The organism is Streptomyces sp. NPDC001880 (assembly GCF_053594575.1).
In genome coordinates, this window is the sequence record NZ_JBSFET010000256.1 from 1 (window position 1) to 2027 (window position 2027).

2 protein-coding genes and 1 pseudogene are annotated in these 2027 nt (G+C 69.7%); 1 reads left to right on the plus strand and 2 read right to left on the minus strand.

Going from position 1 to position 2027, the window contains the following annotated elements; all coding sequences use genetic code 11:
- Positions 1-421: 421 nt before the first annotated feature.
- Together ACWCQ6_RS37015 and ACWCQ6_RS37020 are read right to left on the minus strand one after the other, a co-directional pair.
- A complete protein-coding gene (locus ACWCQ6_RS37015; RefSeq protein ID WP_451096865.1) occupies positions 422-1063 on the minus strand; it encodes a helicase associated domain-containing protein in 642 nt (213 codons plus the stop codon).
- Positions 1064-1155: 92 nt separating this feature from the next.
- Positions 1156-1590, minus strand: a pseudogene (locus ACWCQ6_RS37020) (transposase family protein); the annotation flags it as partial.
- A gap of 294 nt (positions 1591-1884) precedes the next feature.
- Here ACWCQ6_RS37020 and ACWCQ6_RS37025 point away from each other — a divergent pair.
- Positions 1885-2027, plus strand: a 143-nt coding sequence (locus ACWCQ6_RS37025) for a DUF2637 domain-containing protein (RefSeq protein WP_451096867.1), incomplete at its 3' end; no start/stop codon positions are given.

Genomic DNA, 2027 nt, shown 5'->3' on the forward strand with positions numbered 1-2027 from the left:
GGAACGTCCCGCTTCGCGGGACGTTCCCGAAAACCATGCCCAACCCCCATAGACCGCCCCCGCCGGGGTTGACGAAACAGATAGGGGCACCCCCCAAGCCCGCATCCGTCCCCACCTGTTCGACGTGCTTCCGGGGCACCCGAAGATGCCCTTCACGCGCATGGAACTGCCGTGCTGCCGCGAGGTTGACCGCCCACTTCGCATCCTGTGTCCGTTTCACCGGCTGCTCGTGTTCCTCGGCTGGTGTGAGCCCGAGGGTGTTCTCCAGGATCCACTGCTGTACGGGCAGGAGCTGTTCCCACCCGTGCCGCTGGGCGGTGACCCAGCGTCCGAGGTCTTCGCCGTGGACGACGACGTCGCCCGCAGTCTCCGGGAGGGTTCCGCCGGCCTGGACGTGGTTGTGGACGAGGCGGTAGCAGCGCTACCATCCGGTGGCCCATGCCGGGCACCATCCCGGATCGATCGCGTCCAGCTCATCGCGCCGCGCCTGGGTCATGGCCCCGGCCGCCGACGGGACGGGGCGGCCGGCCGCGCGCAGCTCGTTGTTCTCGGCGGCACGGCGGGCCGCTGCGCGGGCGTTCTTCGCCCAGACCCCGATCGGGTAGTCGGCCCAGACCGCACCGGTTGGGGGCAGGAAATGGCCGTGCGCCGCGGTGTACTGCCTGGCGACGGCGATCCCGTCCGCCCAGGCCGCCTCCTGTTCCGACCACACCATCCCGAGCTTTTCCAGCTCGGCGACCCGTCCGGCCTCCAGTGTTCCGGCCGTGTAGGCGCGGCGCTGCTCGGCGATCCACTGCCCGAGCGGATATCCGCCGACCGCGCCCCAGTCCTTGGGCGTGATGACCGTGTACGGCACCCGCAGCACACCGTTCCCGGTCTCGCGCAGCCACCGCCCGGCCGCCTCGATCCCGCGCCGCCAGTAGGCGCCCTCCGGGTCGATGACCCGCAGCCGCACGAACTGGGCCAGGACCGCGGGGTCGCGTTCCTCGCTGAACCGCAGCACCCCGGCCGCCGCCCCACTCACCCGCACCCCCGCCCCGTCCCCGTCCTCCAGGACGTCCACGGCGTCCTCGCCGTCGTGCTCCTGGTCCTGGTCGTCGGTGTCCTCCTGGACTTCGGCCCGCGCCCGGGTCTTTGCCCGGGCGCGGCCGGTGACCGCACGGCCGTGCTCCGGCTAACGGCCACGCCGAGGACGGCAGCCAGCCGGGCACCGGCCCGGCCGGCCAGGGCGAGACCGACTGCGGCCAGGGTGGAACGCAGTCGCTCGGTGCGCTGGCCATGCCTGCGGGTGAGGCCGGCTATCTGTTCCGCGAAGGTCCGGCGGGGGCACAAGTTGTTCCCGCATCGGAACCGCCGAACTCGTAACTGGAGTACGACGCGTCGTCCGACGCTCGGCGCATCAGCGGGGAATCGCAGGTAGGAGCTGTGAATCCGAGTCGACCGAGCCCCACACGCCGGGCAGGCGGCGTCGACCGTGGTGCATTGCGCGTCAACACGCACTACCTCGATATTCACGTCTACCGACAGCACCGCGATGTCCGCGATCGACGGGAACAACAGCTCTTTCAACCGGAGTGCAACCTCTTCCACGGTGTGGACTTTCAGCCCAACCGGCGCGGCGACGGCTGATTTTCGGGCAACTTCCGACGCTTCTCCGAGACGCCCGACCATCACGCACAGCAACCGCTGCACGGAACCTGTGCCAGAACCGAAACTGGTGAACAAAGCCAGCCTGGCGTGGTCACGGTTGGTGCACGGTGTGCCGCGTGACGCGTTGTACGCCGGTGATGGGGCTGGTGCGCGTGGGAGGGTGAAGGAACGTTCAGGTGAGTAGGTGAGTAAGGAGATGTGGCTGACGTGGCCGAGGGAACGCGGGTGGCCGCGATGCAGCTGACACGCACCCACCGGATACTCATCGGTCTCGTGGTCGCTGGTGCGGTGCTCATCGCCGCGATCGGATTCGCGGGATCGTACGCGGCGGTGCGCGAGCTCGCCCTCCAGAAGGGCTTCGGGGACTTCTCGCTGGT